The organism is Ensifer sp. NM-2 (assembly GCF_003024455.1).
GTDB classification, from domain to species: Bacteria; Pseudomonadota; Alphaproteobacteria; order Rhizobiales; family Rhizobiaceae; genus Ensifer; species Ensifer canadensis.
In genome coordinates this window covers 59139-75926 of the sequence record NZ_PVZR01000020.1, presented here as the reverse complement: position 1 = coordinate 75926, position 16788 = coordinate 59139, and the positions used below count along the sequence as shown (strand labels likewise).

The window sequence follows — 16788 nt, the reverse complement described above, 5'->3', positions numbered from 1 at the left end:
AAGGGGCGACCATGACGCTTCGACTTGAGCCTGTCACCTTCTCCGATCTACCGGGGTGGCAGGACGACGATCCAACGGCGGTGATCGACGCGCTGCGCCGCTGTCACCACCATGTCTCGACGGCAAAGCCTTACCGCACCGGTTCGCTGGGCATTTCTGTCGATGATTTGGTGCCCGCGTTTTCGGCTGCAAGCGCAGATGTTGCCGACGCGGCTGCAGCCCGCGCATTCTTCGAGCAACAGTTCGTCGCCTTCAGGATCAGGCCGGAAAACGCCAAGACCGGTTTCGTGACGGCGTTCTACGAGCCCGAGATCGACGTGCGAGCGACACCCGACGAAGTCTTCCGCTATCCGATCTATCGGCGCCCAATCGATCTCGTCGACGTCGACGACACCAACCGGCCGGCCGATATGGATCCCTATTTCGCCTTCGGCCGGCTGCATGACGGCGTGGTTGGCGAATATCCCGACCGTCGCGCGATCGATGAGGGCTTTCTGGCGGGGCGCGGTCTGGAGATTGCCTATGCCAGATCCAAGGTCGATGTGTTCTTCGTCCACGTCCAGGGTGCTGCCCGGCTCGTCTATCCCGACGGTTCGCGCCGGCGCATCACCTATGCCGCCAAGACCGGTCATTATTTTTCCCCGATCGGAAAGCTGCTGATCGATCGCGGCGAGATCGATGCCGCCACCGTGTCGATGATGAGCATCCGGGGTTGGCTCGCCGCCAATCCGGATAAGATCGACGAGGTACTTTGGCACAATCGTTCCTTCATCTTTTTCCGCGAGGCGGACGTCGAAGACGAGCGGCTGGGGCCGGTCGCTGCCGCCAAGGTTTCGCTGGAGCCGGGACGATCGCTTGCCGTCGATCGGCTGATCCATACCTTCGGCGTGCCGTTTTTCATCTCAAGCGACAGCCTGACGCGTCTCGATGCCGGGCGGCCGTTTCGGCGGCTGATGCTGGCGCTTGACACCGGATCGGCGATCGTCGGCCCGGCCCGCGGCGACATCTTCACCGGATCCGGTGACAGGGCGGGCGAGCTTGCGGGTGCGGTTCGCAACGAAGCCGATTTCTACATCTTCATCCCTCGTGCGGCCGCGGCAAGATACGGCAATGGCTAGGGGCAAGAAGCTTTCGGCCGAAGAGCGGATCCTCTGGGGAAAGGTGGCACGCACGACCAGGCCCATGCCTGGCCGTCTCGACGATCTCCGGGAATTCCTCGGCGAGGATGTTCCGGCCGAGCCCAAGGACGAGCCGCAGAAGACGCAGGCCACGGCCTCGCCGAGTGGTGCCGACGACCAGCAGGGAATTGCCCTCAGCAAGACCGCGAACGGCAGACACCACTATCCGCTTGAAAAGCCGGTCAAGCGCAAGCTGTCGAAGGGGCACCTCGCGCTTGAAGCGCGGATCGATCTCCACGGCATGATCCAGAGCGAGGCCCATGGCTTCCTCCTGCATTTTCTTTTGAGAGCGCATGAGCGCGGGCTGCGCCACGTTCTTGTCATCACCGGCAAGGGAACGTCGATCGGCAGCGACGGCGCCTTGAAGCGTGCCGTGCCGCTCTGGTTCTCGCTGCCGGAGTTCCGGCCATTGATCTCGAGCTACGAGCCCGCGGCCCGCAATCATGGCGGCGATGGTGCGCTGTATGTCCGCCTGGCGCGCAGCAAGGGAAGCACGACGTGACCCCCTTTGGCGTGGCGGTGCGCGCGTTGCGGCGCAAGAAGGGGGTGTCGCAGAAGCAGATGGCCGCGGCGATCGGCGTCTCTGCCGCCTATCTCTCAGCGCTCGAACATGGAAAGCGCGGCGCGCCGAGCTTCGATTTTCTGCAAAGGGTCGCCGGCTATTTCAATGTCATCTGGGACGATGCCGAGGAATTGTTCCAGATCGCCCAGGTCTCCGCGCCGAAAGTGGTGCTGGATACGTCCGGGCTGGCGCCGGAATACACGGCCTTCGCCAACCGCTTGAGAGGGCAAATCCGCTATTTGTCCATCGACACGATCCGCGCCCTGGAAGATGTTTTGGAAAAAGCCACATTTCCTGCTAATGACAGGGGATGAACAGCTGTTTTCCGGCCGCTGCGCGCGGTCCGGGATTTGGAACCGTGGACAAATTTTCTATAGTCCGCGAGGCGTCCGAGACGTGATTCGCAACGAATCACCCCGTCCGAAGAACCTGGAAAGACCCGAAGCCGAATGACCGATATTCCTGAAACCGATACCGGCGCCGCCGCCGAATATGGTGCCGACTCCATCAAGGTGTTGAAGGGCCTGGATGCCGTACGCAAGCGGCCGGGCATGTATATCGGCGACACCGACGACGGCTCCGGTCTGCATCACATGGTGTACGAGGTGGTCGACAACGCCATCGACGAGGCTCTCGCAGGCCACGCCGATATCGTCACGGTGACGCTCAATGCCGACGGCTCGGTGACGGTAACCGACAACGGCCGCGGCATCCCGACCGACATCCACAAGGAAGAGGGCGTCTCGGCGGCCGAGGTCATCATGACGCAACTCCACGCCGGCGGTAAGTTCGACCAGAATTCCTACAAGGTTTCCGGCGGTCTGCACGGCGTTGGCGTTTCGGTGGTCAACGCGCTGTCCGTCATGCTGCGGTTGAAGATCCGCCGTGCGGGCAAGATCCATGAGATGAGCTTCACCCACGGCGTGGCTGACAGCCCGCTGAAGGTGATCGGCGACGCCGGCACCGATACCGGCACCGAAGTGACGTTCCTGCCGAGCACAGACACCTTTACCAAGACGGACTTCGACTACGGCACGCTCGAGCATCGCCTGCGCGAACTCGCCTTCCTGAATTCCGGCGTGCGCATCGTCCTGACCGACAAGCGCCATTCGGACGTGCGCCAGGACGAGATGATGTATGACGGCGGCCTTGAAGCCTTCGTTGCCTATCTCGACCGGGCCAAGAAGCCGCTCGTGCAGAAGCCGGTTTCGATCCGCGGCGAAAAGGACGGTATCACCGTCGAAGTCGCGATGTGGTGGAACGACAGCTACCACGAGAACGTGCTCTGCTTCACCAACAACATTCCGCAACGCGACGGCGGCACGCACATGGCCGGTTTCCGCGGTGCGCTGACCCGGCAGATCACCTCCTATGGCGAAAGCTCTGGTATCACCAAGAAGGAAAAGGTCACGCTGACCGGCGACGACTGCCGCGAAGGCCTGACCGCCGTTCTCTCGGTCAAGGTGCCGGATCCGAAGTTCTCATCGCAGACCAAGGACAAGCTGGTTTCCTCGGAAGTTCGTCCGGTGGTCGAAAGCCTCGTCAACGAAGCCTTGAGCACCTGGCTGGAGGAGCATCCCTCCGACGCCAAGATCCTTGTCGGCAAGGTCGTCGAAGCGGCCGCCGCACGCGAGGCGGCGCGCAAGGCACGCGAACTGACGCGCCGCAAGGGCGCGCTCGACATCTCCTCGCTGCCGGGCAAGTTGGCGGACTGCTCCGAACGCGATCCGGCAAAATCCGAAGTCTTCCTGGTGGAGGGTGATTCGGCAGGCGGTTCGGCCAAGCAGGGACGCTCGCGCGAAAACCAGGCGATCCTGCCGCTGCGTGGCAAGATCCTGAACGTCGAACGCGCGCGTTTCGACAAGATGCTTTCGAGCCAGGAAATCGGCACGCTGATCACCGCGCTCGGCACATCGATCGGTAAAGACGAGTTCAACGCCGACAAGCTGCGCTACCACAAGATCATCATCATGACGGACGCCGACGTCGACGGCGCCCACATCCGCACCCTGCTGCTCACCTTCTTCTTCCGGCAGATGCCGGAGCTGATCGAGCGCGGCCACCTCTATATTGCCCAGCCACCGCTTTATAAGGTGACGCGCGGCAAGTCCGCCCAGTACCTGAAAAACGAGCAGGCGCTGGAAGATTACCTGATCTCGATGGGCCTCGAGGAAGCTACGCTGGAGCTTGCTTCCGGTGAGGTTCGCGCCGGTCAGGACCTGCGCGAAGTCATCAACGATGCGTTGCGCGTGCGTAACCTGATGGATGGTCTTCACTCGCGCTACAATCGTTCGATTGTCGAACAGGCAGCCATTGCCGGCGCCTTGAATGTCGAACTCAACGGCCAGCGCGAACAATACGAGCAGGTCGCGATCGAAGTGGCGCGCAGGCTTGATGTGATCGCCGAAGAGACTGAACGCGGCTGGACCGGAGCGGTCACCGCCGAAGGCGGTCTCAAGCTTGAACGCATGGTTCGTGGCGTCAAGGAAGTCGCCATCCTCGATATGGCGCTGATCGGCTCGTCCGACGCCCGCCACATCGACCAGCTGACATCGAAGCTCAAGGAGATCTATTCCGCGCCTCCGGTGCTTCGCCGCCGCGATGGTGGGCAAGATATCAGCGGCCCACGCGCGCTTCTGGATGCAATCTTCGCAGCAGGCCGCAAGGGTCTGTCGATGCAGCGTTACAAGGGTCTTGGCGAGATGAATGCCGAGCAGCTCTGGGAGACGACGCTCGATCCGAACGTGCGTTCGCTGCTGCAGGTTCGGGTGAACGACGCGACGGACGCGGATGGCCTGTTCTCGCGCCTGATGGGCGACGAGGTCGAGCCGCGCCGCGACTTCATCCAGGAAAACGCGCTGAGCGTCGCCAACCTCGATATCTGATCGCAATACGATCAGCCGCACTTCTAATGATCCCGGTGCCGCAAGGCACCGGGATCTTTTTTGTCTGGAGTGTCTCCGGCTTAAACTGAGACGCAGAAACGCTCTATCTCTTTGTTTTTGCGCACTTCCTGGCGGAAGACCGTTCCGCACCTTTCTTGGAAAGGCTCTATTCCCCCTTGAACCGGCCTTCGAAGGCCAGTTCGGCAAGCGGCTTGCGTTGGCTCGGCTTTTCCCGCTCACGCAGATCGTCCGGAAGCGTCGAGGGGTCGGCAAGCCGGCCGATTGCTACCGCCGCCTCGACCCGGTAGTGCGCGGGCACGCCAAGGCTCGTCATCGCCTTGTCGCGATCAATGCCCGCCATTGCATGCGCGTGCCAGCCGGCAGCGGTTGTCTGGAGCGCAAGGCTGAACCAGGCGGCGCCGGTGTCGAAGGCATGGGTGTAGGCGGCCCGCATCTCGCCGGTGGCTGCCTGCGTGTGCGTCTTGGAGATAACGATCACCAGGGCTGCGGCATGCTTCGCCCAGCGCTGATTGCTCTCGTTGAGAATATCCAGCAGGCGCGCGAAATGCTCGGTGCCGCGGCGGGCATAGACGAACCGCCAGGGTTGGCTGTTGCTCGCCGAGGGTGCCCAGCGGGCGGCTTCGAGCAGTGAGAGCAGTTCTTCTTCGCTGATCTCCTCCTGGGTGAACGCACGTGGCGACCAGCGTTTCAGGAACATGGTGTCGATCGGGTGGTCGGCGGTTCTGTGATTGCTTTCCGTCATGAACATACCTCTTTTATCGTATCGGGAATCCCGTGGGAGGAGCGCGCCGCCGTCGATGACGATTGCCGTCGTTAGCGAGACGTAGGGCGAGATTCGCTGCGGACGCTACATGGGATCGAGGAGCGATGAAACCGGCTTTGCGCGCGGATCGTCGGTCCTTTTGTCGGCCCGATCCGGTGCTAAAACGGAATATGCAGAAACGGCGTTTCGGGTGATTGTCGAGATCGATAAAAAAGTTGTATAAGTTCTGTAGATTTTTCTGAGAGAGGACGCGCGATGACTTTTAAGGACCCGTCACTGTTTCGCCAGGCTGCCTTGATTGGCGGCGAATGGATCGAAGCGGATGCCGCCAATGCGATCGATGTGGTGAACCCGGCAACGGGCGAACTCGTCGGCCGCGTACCGAAGCTTGGAGGCAAGGAAACCAAGGCGGCAATCGAAGCGGCGCGTCTGGCGCAGAAGGGTTGGGCTGCCCGCACCGCCAAGGATCGCGCCGGTGTGCTTCGCCGCTGGTTTGAGCTGATGATCGAGAACAAGGACGATCTCGGCCGCATCCTCACGCTCGAACAGGGCAAGCCGCTGGCAGAGGCGACCGGCGAAATCGTCTATGGCGCCAGCTTCGTCGAATGGTTTGCCGAAGAGGGCCGTCGCATCTACGGCGACCTGATCCCAGGCCATCAGCCGGACAAGCGCATCATGGTGATGAAGCAGCCGATCGGCGTCGTCGCTGCGATCACGCCCTGGAACTTCCCCAACGCGATGATCACCCGCAAGGCCGGCCCGGCCTTTGCCGCCGGTTGCGCCATGGTGTTGAAGCCGGCGTCGCAGACGCCGTTCTCGGCCCTTGCCATCGCCGTTCTTGCCGAGCGCGCCGGCCTGCCCAAGGGGCTCTTCAGCGTCGTGACCGGCTCGGCCCGCGAAATCGGTGCCGAAATGACCGCCAATCCGGTGGTGCGCAAGCTGACCTTTACCGGCTCGACCGAGGTCGGCGCCGAGCTCTATCGCCAGAGCGCCGGCACGATCAAGAAGCTCGGGCTGGAACTCGGCGGCAATGCGCCGTTCATCGTCTTCGACGACGCCGATCTCGATGCGGCCGTGGAAGGCGCATTGATCGCCAAGTTCCGCAACAACGGCCAGACCTGCGTCTGCGCTAACCGTATCTACGTGCAGGACAAGGTCTATGATGCCTTCTCCGACAAGCTGGCGGCGGCCGTTGCCAAGCTCAAGATCGGCAATGGTCTCGACCAGGGCGTCATCCTCGGCCCGCTGATCGACAAGGCGGCACTGGAGAAGGTGGAAGAGCATATCGCCGATGCCACCGCCAAGGGCGCGCGCGTCATCCAGGGCGGCAAGCGCCATGCGCTCGGCGGCACCTTCTTCGAAGCAACGGTTCTGGCCGATGTCACCCAGGCGATGGCAGTCGCCCGCGAGGAAACCTTCGGCCCGGTCGCGCCGCTGTTCCGCTTCAAGGATGAGGCCGATGTCGTCGAACAGGCCAATGACACCGAGTTCGGGCTGGCCTCCTATTTCTATGCCAAGGATCTGGCGCGGGTGTTCCGCGTGGCCGAGGCGCTGGAATACGGCATGGTCGGCGTCAACACCGGGCTGATCTCCACGGCGGAAGCACCGTTCGGCGGCGTCAAGCTCTCGGGCCTCGGCCGCGAAGGTTCGAAGTACGGGATCGAGGAGTTTACCGAGATCAAATATGTCTGCCTCGGCGGCATCGCCTGACGCATTTGCAGTCCGATACAATCTGATCGCGAAACCGGCCGGAAAGCTCTGGCCGGTTTTTTCGTTTGCCGGTACAGAAGTTGACGTCGTGAAAAGAGGAGATGACGCGATGCCGGCACCAACCAACCCCTTCAAGGCCGCCCTTCGCGAGCAGCGCTTTCAACTCGGGCTTTGGGTCGCGCTGGCGAGCCCCTATGCGGCCGAAGTCGTCTCCAACAGCGGTTATGACTGGCTGTTGATCGACGGCGAGCATGCGCCCAACGACCTGCCGCTGTTGTCGGCGCAGTTCCGGGCAGTGACGGCATCCGCCAGCCACCCGATCGTTCGCCTTCCTGTCGGCGATACCGCGCTGATCAAGCAGATCCTCGATGTCGGCGTCCAGACGCTGCTGATCCCGATGGTCGAAAGCGCCGAGCAGGCCAGGGAACTTGTTCGAGCAACCCGCTATCCGCCGCATGGCATTCGCGGTGTCGGCGCGGCACTGGCGCGTGCATCGCAATTCGGCCGGATAGCCGACTATCTCCACACCGCAAATGACCAGATCTGCCTTCTCTTGCAGATCGAGAGCCGCGCCGGCCTGGCGGCGATCGATGAGATTGCCGCTCTTGAAGGCGTCGACGGCCTGTTCATCGGACCGTCGGATCTCGCCGCGGATATGGGCTATCTCGGCAGCCCAGGACACCCGGATGTACGGGCGGCGATTGTCGATGCCTTCGCGCGCATCGACAAGGCCGGAAAAGCGCGCGGAATCATGACGCTCGATCTCGCGCAGGCACGCGAGTATCGCGATCTCGGGGCCGATTTCATGGCGATCGGCACCGATGTCACATCCCTGGTTCGGGCGACACAGGCGCTGCGCCAGGAATTTACCGACGAGCAGGGGCATAAACCCGACAAGCTGGAATCCGGCTACTGATCGCAGATCGCGCTGAGCATCGGCATGGCAACTTCAGGGCTCCAGCGCCGGAGCTCGGCAATCCGTCGCACGATCTTTTCAGTGTGATGGTTGGCGATATCGCCCATGCGATGGTCAAGGAACGGATTTCGGAAGCGGTCGAGCGTCGTTGCGACATAGGCACTCGCCTGTCGCCCGAGGCCCTTGGCGGCAAAGGCAGGAACGACTTCTTGTGCGTAGATATCCTCGAGCCGCCTGGCGACGTCCGCATCGGCAAGGATCTGCCGGACTGTTTCGTCGGGATCGCGGCCCTGCCTCAGCCAGATATCCGCGAGCACCGTGTGGCCGAGGTTGAGGATATGAAGCTTCAATTTTTCGTAGTGCGTCAGGTCGTCGACCAGTATCACGCATTCGTGCGCGCAAGGCGCTCTCAACCCCCGCTGTTTCTCGATCGCCCATAAAGCGTAGGGTTCGGCCACGGCGCCGGCGGGCTCGATCGGTTCCGAGACGATCCGGTCCACCAGCGTGTTGGCCCAGATTATCGCGTTCGCCAGCCAGAACACGAATTGCGGGTCGCCGAGGCGCTCGCGCGCGAGCTCCAGCACGATGGCTTTCAGCACGTCGCCATTGCGCGACACCAGTTCGCACGGAAGGATGGTCAGCGGTTTGCCGCCGGCATCGAAGCGGGCTTTCAAAAGCAGGAGAAGTTTGCCGGGAAAAGACAGCGGCACGTATGTCGACAGGTCGTCGCCGGAAACGTCGTAGCCGGTATCACCGGTGTTCGAGATCAGGAATTCGGCCTCGTCCGCCACGATATGGCAAACAGCATCCCAGTTGTCGTTTGTTGACACGGCCCGGACGACGCTCTTGACCCGCTCGATCTTGTCCACCGGCTTGCCGTCGGCAAGGCCACGGATCATCACGGGATAACCATCGGGTTGCGTCAGTGCCACCAGGCGTCCCGACCGTTCCGCTGAGCCGGTCGTCTGTACCACCGTGATCCGCCCCGGTGCTTCCTGCCTTTCCAGCGCCTCGCTGATGAAGAGATCGGCATGCGCCTGAAGAAAGCGGCTCGTTCCAAACTGCACAAATGGGGTCTTCATGCCGGTGCTCCGGTAGCTGGCTATGGAATGGATTGCAGCAGGGTCTCGCGTGCCGAGCGCAGGTGTCGCCGGCAGGCTTCCTCGGCACGTTTTGGATCGTGAGACCTGAGCGCTTCGATGTAAGCAAGGTGCTCTTCAAGCGCGCGCGCATTTCGCTGCCGCGCGTTGGTCTTGTTCCATTGGTAGTGATAGTGGAACACGATCGAGATGATGTCGTAGAAATCGACGATGAAACGATTGCTCGACGACTTGTGCACCAGGAGGTGGAAGCGCTCGTCGAGTTCGGAGAATTCCTTGTAGCGGTTGTCGATGTCGGCCAGGATTTCGTGGTGCAGCGCCTCGATCCTGTTCAGCTCCTGCCAGGCCGGATGGCTGTCCGGCAGCGCAACGAAACTTGCAGCCGAGCGAAGCTCGAACATCTCGCGGACCTCGGTCAGTTCCAGCGCAAACTCGCGGGTGAAACCTTTGAGGATCCAGTGGCTGTTCGGTCGCTTCTCGATCAGCCCGAACCGGCTGAAGCGGATCAGGAACTCCCGCACGCTCGTGGTACCGGCGCCGATCTCGCGTGCCAGCTCCAGTTCGTTGATCTGCATGCCAGGCTCGGCGCCGCCGGCCAGAATCCGGCGCATGAAGCTGCGCTCGATGATCTCGGCCAGCGAATCCGTTTCCTCCGTCGGGAAATAGTCGTCCGGTTGCGGCTGGCGCAGCACGATCTTCTTGCGCTTGTCCCAGGTGATCAGCTTCGCCTCTTCGAAGCGGCGGAGAATGGCACGCACCGTCGTCCGGCTCACGCCGAGCACCTGACCGAGTTCCGGCTCGGAGGGCAGGGAAGATGTCTCCGCCAGCACTTTCAGGCAGCGGTTATAGGCATCCTTGAAGACGGTGTTCTGTTTTGCCATTGCCAGGATCCGGACGGTTGGGGTTGCGCGAGCGATGAGCCGCTGATCGGAAGATCAGCTTTCGTCGGCCGCCGATCTAACCTGCCGGCGCGCGCTTGTCTTTGGCTCTCGCACCAAAATCATGACGTTTCTCCCCTGTTGCTGCTGTGCCTGCGGGCGGGCGGCGCTGTCTCGTTTCATAATACCCATTGACGGCGATCTGTCTATTGTGGATAAAAGACAAATAGACCCTTCTCAAAATCGCAGCAGTTTTCACGGAGAAATTCAGAGTGTCTGTGCCGTCTTCAATCCTTCTGGCTCCTGAGGACAATGTGGCCGTGGCGACGTTGGCAATCGCTGCCGGCGAGGCCCTGCCGGGCGGAGTTCGCACCGCCACGAAGATCGATCTGGGGCACAAGGTCGCCATACGGCGGATTCGTGCGGGCGACCCCGTGGTCAAATATGCCCAGGCGATCGGACGCGCGACCAGCGATATAGAAGCCGGCGAGCATGTCCATTCCCACAACCTCTCCTTCGATCAGGATCGCTTGGCCATCAGTCCACAAGGCGCGCCGGAAGAGGCGAGCGCCGCCGACAGGGCGCGCACCTTCATGGGCTATCGGCGCAAAGACGGACGGGCGGCGACGCGCAACTATATCGGCATCATTGCCAGCGTGAACTGTTCCACCACCGTCTGCCGGGCAATCGCCGAGGAGGCCAACAGACGCATCTTGCCGAAATATGATGGCATCGACGGATTCGTGCCGATCGTGCATGACCAGGGTTGCGGCATGTCTTCGACCGGCGACGGCATGATGAACCTGCACAGGACCTTGGCGGGCTACGCGCGCCACGCCAATTTCGGCGGGGTGCTGATGGTCGGGCTCGGCTGCGAGGTCAACCAGTTGACGCTTTACGGGCAGAGCGGAGCCGGGCAGGAAAAGCGCCACTTCAACATCCAGGAGGCCGGCGGATCCCGACGCTCGGTCGAGCGTGCACTCGGCATCCTCGATGAAATTGCCCAGGAAGTCGGCAGGCAACGTCGCGTCGCCATTCCGGTCAGCGAAATCATCGTCGGTCTGCAATGCGGCGGCTCGGACGGGCTGTCTGGCATCACCGCTAACCCGGCGCTGGGAGCGGCGGTGGATATCCTGGCGGCTGCCGGTGGTACCGCCATCCTTTCCGAAACGTCAGAAATCTACGGCGCCGAACATCTGTTGCGCAGCCGTGCCGCCAGCGCGGCGGTCGCCGCAAAGCTCGACGGGCTGATTGTCTGGTGGGAAAACTACGTCGCGCTGCATGGTGCATCGCTCGACAACAATCCTTCGCCGGGCAACAAACGCGGTGGCCTCACAACCATTCTGGAGAAGTCGCTGGGTGCGGTCGCCAAGGGCGGGCGCTCACCGCTCAATGCGGTTTACGGCTATGCCGAACGCGTCACTGAACACGGGCTCGTCTTCATGGATACGCCCGGCTACGATCCGGTGTCGGCGACCGGCCAGGTGGCCGGCGGAGCCAATGTCATCGCCTTTACCACCGGCCGCGGCAGTTGTTTCGGCTGTCGGCCGGCACCGTCGATCAAGCTGACCAGCAACACCGCGCTGTTCCGCGCGATGGAAGAAGACATGGACATCGATTGCGGCGTGATCGCATCCGGCGAGGCGACGATCGCCGACCTCGGTCGCGAGATCTTCGATCTCATCATCGATACCGCTTCGGGAAAGAAGACCAAGAGCGAACTCTTCGGCTACGGCGACAACGAATTCGTGCCCTGGCATCTCGGGGCAACACTCTGATGATGTGAGCTTGCGCATCCTAGGAGGGAGGAGACAGGGAATGCAGACGAGAAAGATCGGTCGAACCGACCTGCCGGTGACCGAATACAGCTTCGGCGCCGCCGGACTTGGGGGGCTCTACCGCGAATGCACGCGCGAAGCGGCGATCGAAACGCTGGACGCCGCTTGGGGCTCTGGTTTGCGCTATTTCGACGTCGCACCCTATTACGGGCTCGGTCTTGCAGAGCGGCGGGTCGGCGATTTCCTGCGCGACAAGCCGCGCGGTGACTATGTGCTGTCCACCAAGGTCGGACGGCTGCTGCATCCCGTGCCTGAAGGCGCCGTGCCGGACTATTCCTACGTCAAGGCGCTGAACTTCGACGTGCGTTACGACTACAGCTACGATGCCATCATGCGTTCGGTGGAATTCAGCTATGCGCGCCTCGGCCTCAATCGCATCGATATCCTCTATGTCCATGATATCGGCGTCTACACGCACGGTGTCGCCCGCAACGCCGTCTATCTCAGGCAATTGCTGGATTCCGGCCTTAAGGCGCTGGAGGAACTAAAGGCTGGTGGCGTGATCGCGGCCTATGGGCTTGGCGTCAACGAGGTTCCGGTTTGCCTGGAGGTGATGCGCCGTGCCGACATCGACTGCATCCTGCTTGCGGGGCGCTATACGCTGCTTGATCGTTCCGCAGTCGCCGAACTCCTGCCGCTCTGCGAGACAAAGAAGACGTCGCTGATCGTCGGCGGTGTGTTCAACTCGGGCATCCTGGCGACTGGCCCGGTCGATGGCGCGCATTTCGACTATATGCGAGCAAATGCCGAGGTGCGCGAAAAGGTCGGCGCGATGGAACGCATTGCCCGGGAGCGTGGTGTGCCGTTGGCCGCTGCCGCCATGCAGTTCCCGCTCGACAATCCGGTGGTTGCCTCGGTCCTGCTTGGGACAGCGAAACCGGAAAGCTTGAGGCGCAACATCGATGCGCTGCGGCATCGTATGTCAAAGGACGATTTCTCGGCTTTCGAGCCCTACACGCTTGTGGCGCCGGAGCTTGGATTGGAGGCAGTCCGGGCCTGATGCTTGAGGGTGCCGAGCCCGCGGGTCCTTGCAGGCACAACCCGAATTTCACATAACGAAACGTAATCTGGGAGGAGACAGTGCAGTCACGTAAATCGCAGCAACGACTGCTTGCAAAGCGGACAGCGTTGTATTAGCGTTTCAATATGTTTTTTATCGATAAAAGATCGATATGCAAGCACCTGGCGAATCGATCTCCATAAGGTGGAACGAGGTGCACTGAGAGGAGAACCCCAATGAGCATAGCCAAGCACATTCTTTCCCGCCGTGCCTTCACTGCCCTGGCCGGCGCGACGATGATCGCCGCGATGGCACCCGTCGCGTCCTTCGCGCAGGATGTCACGATCCCGATCATCGTCAAGGATACCACGTCCTTCTACTGGCAGATCGTGCTGGCCGGTGCGCGCGCGGCCGGCAAGGATCTCGGCGTCAACGTTCCCGAGCTCGGCGCCCAGTCCGAATCCGATATCAACGGTCAGATCAGCATCCTCGAAAACGCCGTTGCCGGTTCTCCGGCTGCCGTGGTGATCTCACCAACCGAGTTCAAGGCGCTGGGCAAGCCGATCGACGAAGCTGCCAAGGCGGTTCCGATCATCGGCATCGACTCCGGCGCCGATTCCAAGGCGTTCTCCTCGTTCCTGACGACCGACAACGTTCAGGGTGGCAGGATCGCGGCCGATGGTCTGGCTGCAGCGATCAAGGAAATGTCGGGCAAGGAAGAAGGCGATATCGCCATCATCACCAGCCTGCCGGGCGTCGGTTCGCTCGATCAGCGCCGCGAAGGCTTCCTCGACCAGATCAAGACGAAATATCCGGGCTTCAAGGTCGTGGCCGACAAATATGCCGATGGCCAGGCAACCACCGGTCTCAACATGATGACCGACCTGATCACCGCCAACCCGAATCTCGTCGGCGTCTTTGCCTCCAACCTGATCATGGCACAGGGTGTCGGCCAGGCGATTGCCGAAAACAAGCTCGGCGACAAGATCAAGGTGATCGGCTTCGATAGCGACGAGAAGACTGTCGGCTTCCTCAAGGAAGGCGTGCTGGCCGGCCTGGTCGTTCAGGATCCCTACCGCATGGGTTATGATGGCGTGAAGACGGCGCTTGCGGTCTCGAAGAAGGAGAAGGTCGAAGCCAATGTCGATACCGGCGCCAATCTGGTGACCAAGGCCAACATGGCTGAACCGAAGATCGACGCACTGCTGAACCCGAAGGTCAATTGACGGCAATCGGCGGCAGGCGCGAGCATTGCCTGCCGCCGAGAATACGGTTGCCAGCGGCCGGATACGAGGACCGGCCGCTGGCAGTCTGTGCGATTGGGAGGAGTGCGCAGATGCCAGGTCTCGATGAGGTCAGCGATAACAAGAGCGACGGTTTGAGGACGGCTGCCCGCCACCCAGTGCCGAGGGGCGAACCGATCCTGGAAATGCGCGCGCTTCAGAAGAAATATGGCGCCGTCGAAGCGTTGAAGCCCGCTTCCATCACCTTTCTATCAGGAGAAGTTCACGCCATCGTTGGTGAAAACGGTGCCGGAAAATCGACACTGATCAAGCTTTTGACCGGCGTCATCCGGCGCACGTCTGGCGAAGTCTATTGGTGCGGCAAGCCGGTCCAGCTCGACAATCCTCAAGAAGCGATTGCGCGCGGAATCAACGCCGTGCATCAGGAGGTGGTGCTATGCCCGCACTTGAGCGTCGCCGCCAACATGTTCCTCGGCGACGAGATCAACAGCGCCGGCCTGATGCGCAAGCGCGCCATGACCGAGGCGGCCCAGAGCGTCCTTGACGATCTCGGTTTCAACCTGCCGGCCGCGGCGGCGCTCGGCAGCCTGACGATCGGCCAGCAGCAGTTGGTCGCGACCGCTCGCGCCGCCATGCGCGGCACCCAGTTTCTGATCTTCGACGAGCCGACCGCCTATCTGACCCGTCAGGAATCCGCGCAACTGTTCCGACTCATTCGCCGGCTACAGGGCGAAGGTGTGACGATCGTCTATATCAGCCACCGCATGGAGGAAGTCTTCGAGCTGGCCGATCGTGTGTCGGTGCTGCGCGACGGCACCCACGTCGGCACGCGAAAGATCGGCGAGACCAACGACGCCGAACTGATCACCCTGATGATCAATCGCACCATCGAGCAGATCTACCACAAGGAACACTTTCCGGCCGGCGAAGTGATCGTCGAGACCCGGGGCTTGAGCGGCCCCGGTTTCGCGGATGTGTCGCTGACCGTTCGCGCCGGCGAGATCGTCGGCCTCTACGGTCTGATCGGTGCCGGACGCAGCGAGTTTGCGCTCGGCCTCTATGGTCGCCATGCATCGACTGCGGGCGAGGTCTACTGGCAGGGGCGCAAGGTCAATATCGCCAACGAGCGGATCGCGATAGACCTCGGCATTGCGTTGGCACCGGAAAGCCGGCGCGATCAGGGCCTCTGCCTCAATCTGCCGATCGGCCTCAACATCAACCTGCCGATCTTCAGTCGGCTGACGCGCGGGCTGACGATCAACCGTCAGAAGGAAATCGAGAATGCGGATCGGCAGATCAGGGATTTGAAGATCAAGACGCCATCGCGCCGCGTGCTTGTCTCGGCGATGTCCGGCGGCAACCAGCAGAAGATCGTCATCGGCAAGTGGCTGAGCCACGGCGCCAAGCTTTTCATCTTCGATGAGCCGACGGTCGGCGTCGACGTCGGCACCAAGGCGGAAATCTACCGGTTGTTCGCCCGGCTTCTGGAAAACGGAGCGGGGATCATCCTGATCTCCTCCTACCTGCCTGAAGTCTACGAACTGTCCGATCGCCTGCACGTGTTTCGCCGGGGACGGCTGGTCGCCAGCCACGACTATCACGCGGCAAGCCACGAGGAAGTGCTGACACAGGCGATCGGTGTCTGATCGCGACAATGACAATCAAGAAGAAGCAGGAGGACGACGATGAGTGCTGATACGGTCGACAGCGGAGCCGGCCCCGCGCCGCGGAAAGGCGTGAGCATCCTGTTCGGGCTCACGCTTCTCGGGCTCCTGCTTTTCCTCTGGCTGCTCTTGGGGCTTGCCACCAACAGTTTCTGGACGCCGAACAACATCAGCAACCTGTTGCGCCAGGGCGCCATGACGGCGATCCTTGCGGTCGGCCAGACCTTCGTCATCATCACTGCGGGCATCGATCTTTCCGTGGGTGCCGTTGTCGGCTTCACCAGCGTGATCGTCGCCTGGCTGCTTGCCGCCGGCGTGCCGCTCTGGATTGCGATCATCCTGACGCTCGCCTTCGGCGTGCTGATCGGCGCCTTCCACGCCTTCGGTATTGTCCGCATGGGTCTGCCGCCGTTCATCATCACGCTTGCAACCCTGACCTCGCTGCGCGGCATCGGACTGTTGATCACCAATGGCTCGACGATCTCGATCACCAACGAGGCCTTCACCAATTTCTCCCGCGCCAACTTCCTCGGGGTACCCAGCCTGTTCTGGATGGTGATCGTGGTGGCGATCCCGGCCTATGTCTTCCTGCACTTGAGCCGCTTTGGCCGCTATCTCTTCGCCGTCGGCTCCAACAGTGAGGCGGCCCGCCTTTCCGGCGTCAACGTGCATCGCACGATCTATCTTGCCTATATCCTGTCCTCGACCTGCGCGGCCTTTGTCGGCCTGCTGCTCGCCTCCCGCATCGGCATCGGCAACGCCACGCAAGCCGAAGGCTGGGAGCTGCAGGCGATCGCCTCGTCGGTCATCGGCGGCACCAGCCTCTTCGGCGCGGTCGGCTCCGTGCACGGCCCGCTGCTTGGCGCCTTCATTCTCGCCACGATCAACAATGGCGCCAACCTGCTCAACGTCAATTCGTTCTGGCAGCGCATTATCACCGGCGTGCTCATCATCGTGATCGTCTATTTTGATCAGCTCAGGCGGCGCGGCGCGCGCTAGGCGCCGGCCCTGACAACATGCGGAAAATGA

General features: G+C 61.9%; 13 protein-coding genes and 2 pseudogenes. 12 read left to right on the top strand and 3 right to left on the bottom strand.

The window, feature by feature from the left end; translation table 11 throughout:
• Window positions 1-11: 11 nt before the first annotated feature.
• From C6558_RS29755 to gyrB, 5 genes and pseudogenes are all read left to right on the top strand, one after another.
• Window positions 12-1118 (top strand): murein transglycosylase A, encoded by a 1107-nt coding sequence (locus tag C6558_RS29755; RefSeq protein WP_025425311.1) that lies wholly within the window; start codon window positions 12-14, stop codon window positions 1116-1118.
• Window positions 1111-1222 (top strand): annotated as a pseudogene (locus C6558_RS41765) (DNA mismatch repair protein MutS); the annotation flags it as partial. The gene C6558_RS29755 and the pseudogene C6558_RS41765, both read left to right, overlap by 8 nt.
• Window positions 1223-1332: 110 nt before the next feature.
• A pseudogene (locus C6558_RS41760) lies at window positions 1333-1680 on the top strand (Smr/MutS family protein); the annotation flags it as partial.
• The gene (locus C6558_RS29745; protein ID WP_025425313.1) at window positions 1677-2054 is read left to right on the top strand and encodes a helix-turn-helix domain-containing protein; all 378 of its coding nucleotides are present in this window, start codon (window positions 1677-1679) and stop codon (window positions 2052-2054) included. The pseudogene C6558_RS41760 and the gene C6558_RS29745, both read left to right, overlap by 4 nt.
• A 135-nt stretch (window positions 2055-2189) precedes the next feature.
• Entirely contained in the window at window positions 2190-4625 is a 2436-nt protein-coding gene (gene gyrB / locus C6558_RS29740; protein ID WP_057206475.1) for a DNA topoisomerase (ATP-hydrolyzing) subunit B, read from the top strand.
• Window positions 4626-4791: 166 nt separating this feature from the next.
• On the opposite strand, the gene C6558_RS29735 is transcribed toward gyrB, so the two are convergent.
• On the bottom strand, window positions 4792-5388 hold the full coding sequence (locus C6558_RS29735) for a nitroreductase family protein (protein WP_025425315.1): 597 nt from the start codon (window positions 5386-5388) through the stop codon (window positions 4792-4794).
• Between the two features lie 276 nt (window positions 5389-5664).
• On the opposite strand from C6558_RS29735, the gene gabD reads away from it, so the two are divergent.
• Together gabD and hpaI are read left to right on the top strand one after the other, a co-directional pair.
• On the top strand, window positions 5665-7119 hold the full coding sequence (gene gabD / locus C6558_RS29730) for an NADP-dependent succinate-semialdehyde dehydrogenase (protein ID WP_025425316.1): 1455 nt from the start codon (window positions 5665-5667) through the stop codon (window positions 7117-7119).
• A gap of 109 nt (window positions 7120-7228) precedes the next feature.
• Entirely contained in the window at window positions 7229-8035 is an 807-nt protein-coding gene (gene hpaI / locus C6558_RS29725; RefSeq protein ID WP_025425317.1) for a 4-hydroxy-2-oxoheptanedioate aldolase, read from the top strand.
• On the opposite strand, the gene C6558_RS29720 is transcribed toward hpaI, so the two are convergent.
• Together C6558_RS29720 and C6558_RS29715 are read right to left on the bottom strand one after the other, a co-directional pair.
• Entirely contained in the window at window positions 8029-9117 is a 1089-nt protein-coding gene (locus tag C6558_RS29720) for a D-mannonate oxidoreductase (protein WP_025425318.1), read from the bottom strand. The genes hpaI and C6558_RS29720 overlap by 7 nt on opposite strands.
• Window positions 9118-9137: 20 nt before the next feature.
• Window positions 9138-10016 (bottom strand): GntR family transcriptional regulator, encoded by an 879-nt coding sequence (locus C6558_RS29715; RefSeq protein ID WP_025425319.1) that lies wholly within the window; start codon window positions 10014-10016, stop codon window positions 9138-9140.
• A 269-nt stretch (window positions 10017-10285) separates the two neighbouring features.
• On the opposite strand from C6558_RS29715, the gene C6558_RS29710 reads away from it, so the two are divergent.
• The 5 genes from C6558_RS29710 to C6558_RS29690 all read left to right on the top strand — a co-directional run bounded on the left by C6558_RS29710 (window position 10286) and on the right by C6558_RS29690 (window position 16758).
• The gene (locus C6558_RS29710) at window positions 10286-11791 is read left to right on the top strand and encodes a UxaA family hydrolase (protein ID WP_025425320.1); all 1506 of its coding nucleotides are present in this window, start codon (window positions 10286-10288) and stop codon (window positions 11789-11791) included.
• A gap of 40 nt (window positions 11792-11831) precedes the next feature.
• A complete protein-coding gene (locus C6558_RS29705) occupies window positions 11832-12851 on the top strand; it encodes an aldo/keto reductase (RefSeq protein WP_025425321.1) in 1020 nt (339 codons plus the stop codon).
• Between the two features lie 236 nt (window positions 12852-13087).
• A complete protein-coding gene (locus C6558_RS29700; RefSeq protein WP_025425322.1) occupies window positions 13088-14077 on the top strand; it encodes an ABC transporter substrate-binding protein in 990 nt (329 codons plus the stop codon).
• Between the two features lie 110 nt (window positions 14078-14187).
• Window positions 14188-15741, top strand: a complete 1554-nt coding sequence (locus C6558_RS29695) for a sugar ABC transporter ATP-binding protein (protein ID WP_025425323.1) — start codon at window positions 14188-14190, stop codon at window positions 15739-15741.
• 39 nt (window positions 15742-15780) lie between these two features.
• Entirely contained in the window at window positions 15781-16758 is a 978-nt protein-coding gene (locus C6558_RS29690; protein ID WP_057206480.1) for an ABC transporter permease, read from the top strand.
• Window positions 16759-16788 lie beyond the last annotated feature (30 nt).